The sequence below is a fragment of the Vibrio sp. R15-SG3-ISO1B genome, assembly GCF_059833835.1.
This window is the reverse complement of sequence record NZ_JCBDGG010000049.1, coordinates 84,292-90,648: the sequence shown is the minus strand read 5'-3', so window position 1 is coordinate 90,648 and position 6,357 is coordinate 84,292. Positions and strand designations below refer to the sequence as shown.

The following is a 6,357-nucleotide window of genomic DNA, read 5'->3' as shown; positions in this document are numbered from 1 at the left end:
TGTGGCGTTGATGACCTCTTCACCATTCTCATCGGTGATCGCGACCGTTGGGGCGCCGTCTTCACCCGCCTGGCCGTAGTCGGTGTCAACCCTATGAGCTGAAATACCAACGCTTTCTACTGCGTTCCCCGCTACATCAGATGAGTCTACAATCACCTCAAACTCAGAATCTAACGCTAAATCAGAACCAGCAACAGCTACTGACCAACTGCCATCAGAGGTTACGACCGTACTGTACTCAGTATCATTAATTATCATGGAAACGACATCACCCTCACTGATGTCGCCACCTGTTGCCGTTCCACTTACAACAACACTTTGTCCACTTTCTTCAGCATTAATGACATCATCTTGGGTTATGTTATCAACCGTCACGGTGCCCGGTGTTGCAACCGTATCCAAAGTGAAACTCAACGTACTACTTTCGGACGTGTTACCTGCAGCATCGGTCTGACGAACAGTGATAGTATTCTCACCTTCGGTCGCGGTTGGTGTGGTTGTTGTCCATTCTCCATTCACCAAATATTCAACGGTAGCTCCGACTTCGATTCCGGATACCGTGTATGAGCCGTCATTGGTCAAAAAATCTGTAGAGGAAATACCGCTGTCAACGTCGAGTGTAATTTGTGGAGCGCTTGGGGCCGTGGTGTCAGAATCAGCAGCTGAGATTGGAGATGTTAAAACGCTTTGAAAGGCGAGGCTTTGTGTTTCAGACAGACCGGCACTTTGGAAGCCCGTCGTCACAAAGTTTGTGCTTGCAATAGACTCTACCCCATCACGCTCAATCGTTCCCGTTGGGGTTAGCGATGAGCCGGAGGTTCCACCGGCGGCGGTGGCGAACTCATCGCCTAATTGAGTTGGGTCTACGCCTTCTTCTAATGCAGCGAAAATGGCATCGATTTCACCTGTGATGTCCGTGAGGTCACCACTGTCTTGAACCAGGTTTACGCTGACTTCTGGATTTGGTGCGGATTCAACGAGGCTGGCATCGCCGGAAATGACGACTTCGCCGGGAAGAAGTTGCTCTCCTTCGTTGACGACTCTTACATTGCCATTTTTATCAATAACAATGATTTGACCACCGGCTAGGTTACCGATCAATGCATGCGTGACAAAACTCATAACGCGCCTCTAATCCTTTCTAATGATCTCTGCTTTATTGTGATGATGGTAAGCAAAGACTTATTAATCACAGCTATAAATTAACACTACGGGTTAATTCAACAAACCGATTTCTAACCCTGTCACTTTGCAACATTTTAGATACAAGCGGCAGGTCACAACTTCTATACGTATGTACCAAGATCTCATTTTTTATCGCACTTAAACTGAAACGTCGTATCGATAAATTAACAAAATTGACTAGGTCCTGGCTCCGAATGCTGTTGCAACTTTAAAGGTTATATAAATGTTAGCCTACGTTAGTCACAATCACCGTAAAGTGCTAGCTCATTGACGCCATAAATGTTTTAATCTCATTTATGAGACATGGGTATTCGCTATCATGCCCGCTCGTTGTATCTCATGGAGAATGAAAGTTGAATTGGAACACGTTGAAAGTGGTGGGCTGCTTGGTAGCTCTTAGCTGTCCAGCTCAAAGTCAAACACTCGAACAAGCGGTCGCTTATACCTTAACGACCAATCCTGACATCAAAGCATCGTTTCACGAATTCATGAGCAAAGTCTACGACGCCGAAGCCGCGTCTGGGGCCCATTTGCCGTCAATCGATCTCGATGCAGGCATTGGCTACGAAGCCGTTGATCTCGCAACTGGGGTTGAAAATGACCTCAACCGTAAAGAAGCGACTCTGTCTCTTACCCAGTTATTGTGGGATGGTTCATCAACCCTGAACGATATGGACCGCACGGCGGCAGACGCAGAGTCAGTGCGTTTTCAATTGTTGGCAGAAGCGCAAGACATGGCGCTTGAAGTTGCGGACATCTATTTAGACGCGGTCAAGGCGTTCGAAGTTCTGCAACTTTCCGAGAGCAACCTCGCCATTCATAAAGAGATTTACCGTGATATTAAAAGGCGCGTCGAGTCCGGTATCGGTTCGACAGCCGATTTAACCCAAGTTGAAGCTCGTATAGCGAAAGCGCACGGAAACTTGCTGGCCGCTCAGAACAATTTATTCGATACCCACACTCAATTTCAGCGCGTGGTAGGTCAATCACCTCAAGGTTTGATTTTTCCTCGTGCCGATAAGATGGCTATTCCTTATACGTTAGACGAAGCGCTCAACAAAGCTTACGAGACTCATCCCGTAATCAAAGTCGCGCAAGCGGATGTCGATTCAGCACGCTTTCAATATGAGCAGACCAAAGGCGTCAACTTCCCTACGCTGTCCATTGAAGCCAATCAGACGTGGCGCGACGACGCTGGCGGCTACGAAGGGTCAGCGGAGGAGTTCTCCGCCATGCTGCGTATGCGTTATAACCTATACAATGGCGGATCGGATGCAGATCGCACTGAAAGCGCAGCGTATCAGCTAAATAAAGCCAAAGATTTCCGTGACCGCACATTCCGCTCAGTTGAGGAGAGTTTACGTCTTTCATGGAGCGCGCTAGACCTTACCTTACAGCAAAAAGAGTTTCTGGCTGATCATGTTGACTCCGCCTCACAGACGGTTATTGCGTACAACAAACAATATCGACTGGGCAAACGTACGCTCCTCGACTTGCTCAACACGGAGAATGAGCTGTTTGAAGCCCGCAAAGACTATCTCGATGCCAAATACGATGAGCAGTACGCCAAATATCGAGTGATGAACGCCACTGGCAACTTGCTATCCGCCCTTAGAGTCAACACCCCAGAGCCTTGGAACCAAGCTGTAGAATACTAATATGAAAGCTTCAATTTTTGCCCTTATCCTATCGTGCGCCACACTTTCAACGTCGGTATTATCTGATGATGAATTTGACTATATTCAAACCCCAAAACCCATCCAAATCGCCGATCTCGAAGACGATGACAACGACGGCGTGGTCAATGCGCGCGATCTCTGCTCGGGTACGCCCGAAAAAGCGGACATCGATAATGATGGCTGTGGTACCTTCGTCAAAACCTCGCAGGCGTTAAGTTTGCATATTTTGTTCGACAACAACTCTACTGAAATCGCGACACCGTTTTACCCACAAATTGAATCGATGGCGGCGTTTCTTGACCAATACCCTGAAACCTCGATTGAGTTGCAAGGATTTGCCAGTAAAACGGGCAACTCTGAACACAACCTCGCGCTGTCGAAGCAACGTGCAGAAGAGGTACGTCAAGCGTTGGTTGGCTATGGGGTAACACCGAGCCGAATTCGCGTCGTGGGTTATGGTGACAACGTCTCTGACACGGGTGATGATGAAGTCTCACATGCCATGAACAGAAAAGTCGTTGCCAGTGTGGTCGGGCATAACGGTCACGTCAAAGAAGAGTGGACAATCTTTACCACGATTCCGAAATAACGCCTTGTGCGTAGGTTTTGGAACAACTTGATAGCAGAAACCTCGCACAGGAGTTTCGCTTCTTGGTCCAGAGTGCTACCCTACAGCCGAACTACTTTAAGAGAGCTTTACAATGAGCAAATTAACATCAGATATCCAAGCTAACTTGGAACTATTCGTCGCAGAAACGCAACAGAGCAAACTGGTTTGGGGCATGCGTAACGAAGAAGGTTGGCTATCTTGCGACTCTTCAGAATTTGAGAACAGCGAAGTGATGCCGTTTTGGTCCTCAAAAGAGGATGCTCAAGCGCATAACGTTGAAGAGTGGGCAGACTTTGAAGTCCTAGAGATCCCTCTGGATATCTTTGTTGAAGATTGGTTATTGACGCTCGCAGAAGACGGCGTCCTCGTCGGCACCAACTGGAACGCACAATTGGAAGGCAAGGAAGTTGAGCCTTCTGATCTCGCTAAGCTTTACCTCGCGTAAGCGCTTTGACATCAGGTGATCCTGTAAAAACATTAACGCCCTGCACTTGCAGGGCGTTTTGTATTCCACAAATATCGGTTAGCGCTGCTTCTCTGCAAGCTCTGCCATAACCACCTCTTTGTTGTCGAGATACGCGTCAAGGCCCGCTCTGCGCAAATCACACGAAGGACAGGCACCGCAGCCATCCCCGATGATACCGTTGTAACACGTCAGGGTTTTCTCTTTGATAAGAGAGAGTGCTTGATATTGATCCGCCAGTGCCCACGTTTGCGCTTTATTGAGCCACATCAGTGGGGTCAGAATCTCCAGTGGTCGGTCCATCCCTTTCACCAAGGCGCTGTTCATTGCTTTAACAAACTCATCTCGGCAATCTGGATAACCTGAAAAGTCAGTTTCACAGACGCCGGTGATGACCGCCTCGGCGCCAATCTGATAGGCGTAGATGCCCGCAAGGGTGAGAAACAAGATGTTGCGTCCAGGCACAAAGGAGTTCGGCAAACCGTTCTCTTGCAGTTCATGAGAAACAGGAATGTCATCGCGCGTTAGTGAGCTAATCGCTAACTCATTGAGAAGACCCACATCCATGACTTTGTGCGCTGCGACACCAAGCTCTTTCGCTAGGCTTTGTGCCACCTCAATTTCAAGTTTGTGGCGCTGGCCATAATCAAAGGTTATCGCGTGCACTTCATCGTACTCTTGCAGTGCTTGAACCAAACAGGTAGTGGAGTCTTGTCCACCACTAAATACGACGACCGCTTTCTTCATCTTCAATTCCTTTAAGCAATACTCAAATACTTGTGCGTCTGAATAGATAACCGCCAGTTGCGCGAGATGCAAGTATCAATACAGAGTTGTGTCGCACGCGGCTTTTGACTGATCGGTTGCAAAGCAATGGTGGTGCGACTCGGCACCTTCGCACGGCTTAGCAAAGCATCCAGCTGATCGATGTCTTTTTGTGTACCAACCGGATGCTTAATTTCGTTGGCGCGAAGTAGCGCGCTATCCAGCACCGGAAGTTTACCTTTCATGGCGATTTTTGGTGACACTGTCACCCATGTTAATTCTGTCGCAAGCACCTCATAAGTGCCGCTCGTCTCAATTTGGCACTGACAACCGATCGCTTCAAACGCTTGGGTCAAAGGCGTTAAGTCATAAAGACAAGGTTCGCCACCCGTGATCACGACATGTTTGGCTTGATAACCTTGAGCGACATATTGTTCAACGATGGCACTCGCGTCTGCGCGGCACCAAGTGGGTGAATCACCTTGCTTGACCATGATCTGCTTAAACGAGGTTTCATCTTGTGGCGTCGCATCCCAGGTCTGTTTGGTGTCACACCACGCGCAGCCGACAGGACACTCTTGCAGGCGCACAAACACCGAAGGAACCCCTGTAAAGACCCCTTCACCCTGGATGGTTTCAAACATTTCATTCACTTTGTACAAAGTTAATCAGCCCAATTTGTCATCTAATCATTTTGCAAGGGCGAGACCTTAAAGGAGCTCGGCGTGTAGGTCAACTAAATCATAAATTGATCATTAAGCGATGAAGGATTATTCTGCGAGACTTTGTTGTTGCAAATTTAAGATGCCCGTTATGTACAAATTGATCGCACTGGATATGGATGGCACCCTGCTCACCAGTGATAAAACTATAAGCCCTCGCACCAAACAAGCCATTGCCAAGGCTCGTGAACAAGGCGTTAAGATCGTGCTTGCCTCTGGCCGCCCAATTGATGGTATGCGTGGTGCGATTGAAGAACTTGGCCTCTATGCTGACGGCGAGTTTGTTGTCTACTTTAACGGCTCTATGGTGAAAGAGCTCGGCAGTGATACGGTCATTCACCAAGCGATCATTGATGGTGCGAGTGCAAAACGTGTTGCTGCGCTGGCAAAGCAGCTTGACCTATATTGTCACGCATTCAGCAGTGAGCTGGGCCTTATCACGCCAGAGATGAATGAGTTCACTGGTATTGAATCCACCATCAACAAAATTCCCGTCACCTTGATGGATTTTGACGAGTTGCATGACGACCATGAAATCATCAAAGCGATGATCGTGGGTGCGCCAGAGAAGCTCACCCAAGCTATCAGTAATATTCCCGCTGATTTTCACGGCGACTTCACCATAGTGCAAAGTGCCCCCTTCTTCCTGGAATTTTTGAGCCAGCAGAGCAACAAAGGCGTCGGCGTGGGCGCGATTGCCCAGCACCTCGGTATTGAGGCAGACGCCGTTATCTGTATGGGCGATGCGGAAAATGATCATCACATGCTCGAATACGCTGGATTAGGCGTAGCGATGGAAAACGCGATGGAAGGCACCAAAGCCATCGCCAATCACATCACCGCAAGTAATAACGACGATGGCGTTGCCTTGGTGATTGAGCAGTTTGTGCTCAACGCCGATAAGTAAGCGGTAAGCGCAATTCAATCAATGAG

At 48.5% G+C, this 6,357-nt stretch carries 7 protein-coding genes; 4 read left to right on the top strand and 3 right to left on the bottom strand.

Annotated elements, in window-relative coordinates:
* Positions 1 to 1,122 (bottom strand): Ig-like domain-containing protein (locus AC6R0S_RS16075; protein ID WP_500638356.1); only part of this gene is annotated, 1,122 nt, incomplete at its 3' end.
* Positions 1,123 to 1,538: 416 nt separating this feature from the next.
* Between AC6R0S_RS16075 and AC6R0S_RS16070 the strand changes: the two genes are divergently transcribed.
* The 3 genes from AC6R0S_RS16070 (at position 1,539) to AC6R0S_RS16060 (ending at position 3,919) form a co-directional block, all read left to right on the top strand.
* The gene (locus AC6R0S_RS16070) at positions 1,539 to 2,843 is read left to right on the top strand and encodes a TolC family outer membrane protein (RefSeq protein WP_500638355.1); all 1,305 of its coding nucleotides are present in this window, start codon (positions 1,539 to 1,541) and stop codon (positions 2,841 to 2,843) included.
* 1 nt (position 2,844) lies between these two features.
* Complete coding sequence (locus tag AC6R0S_RS16065) at positions 2,845 to 3,453, top strand: OmpA family protein (RefSeq protein WP_500638354.1); 609 nt, start codon at positions 2,845 to 2,847, stop codon at positions 3,451 to 3,453.
* 112 nt (positions 3,454 to 3,565) lie between these two features.
* On the top strand, positions 3,566 to 3,919 hold the full coding sequence (locus AC6R0S_RS16060) for a DUF2750 domain-containing protein (RefSeq protein ID WP_334550457.1): 354 nt from the start codon (positions 3,566 to 3,568) through the stop codon (positions 3,917 to 3,919).
* A gap of 78 nt (positions 3,920 to 3,997) precedes the next feature.
* Here AC6R0S_RS16060 and queC read toward each other — a convergent pair whose 3' ends face one another.
* Together queC and queE are read right to left on the bottom strand one after the other, a co-directional pair.
* The gene (queC, locus tag AC6R0S_RS16055; RefSeq protein ID WP_500638353.1) at positions 3,998 to 4,684 is read right to left on the bottom strand and encodes a 7-cyano-7-deazaguanine synthase QueC; all 687 of its coding nucleotides are present in this window, start codon (positions 4,682 to 4,684) and stop codon (positions 3,998 to 4,000) included.
* 11 nt (positions 4,685 to 4,695) lie between these two features.
* Positions 4,696 to 5,346: a 7-carboxy-7-deazaguanine synthase QueE gene (queE, locus tag AC6R0S_RS16050; RefSeq protein WP_500638352.1), complete on the bottom strand. Its 651-nt coding sequence runs from the start codon at positions 5,344 to 5,346 to the stop codon at positions 4,696 to 4,698.
* A 169-nt stretch (positions 5,347 to 5,515) separates the two neighbouring features.
* On the opposite strand from queE, the gene AC6R0S_RS16045 reads away from it, so the two are divergent.
* Positions 5,516 to 6,331, top strand: coding sequence for a Cof-type HAD-IIB family hydrolase (locus AC6R0S_RS16045; protein ID WP_500638351.1), 816 nt, complete (start codon positions 5,516 to 5,518; stop codon positions 6,329 to 6,331).
* Positions 6,332 to 6,357 lie beyond the last annotated feature (26 nt).

Bases quoted from the DNA above. Each gene is read 5' to 3' on its own strand.
- AC6R0S_RS16065 (WP_500638354.1), top strand. From the start codon at position 2,845: ATGAAAGCTTCAATTTTTGCCCTTATCCTATCGTGCGCCACACTTTCA.
- AC6R0S_RS16060 (WP_334550457.1), top strand. From the start codon at position 3,566: ATGAGCAAATTAACATCAGATATCCAAGCTAACTTGGAACTATTCGTC.
- queC (WP_500638353.1), bottom strand. From the start codon at position 4,684: ATGAAGAAAGCGGTCGTCGTATTTAGTGGTGGACAAGACTCCACTACC.
- queE (WP_500638352.1), bottom strand. From the start codon at position 5,346: ATGTTTGAAACCATCCAGGGTGAAGGGGTCTTTACAGGGGTTCCTTCG.
- AC6R0S_RS16045 (WP_500638351.1), top strand. From the start codon at position 5,516: ATGTACAAATTGATCGCACTGGATATGGATGGCACCCTGCTCACCAGT.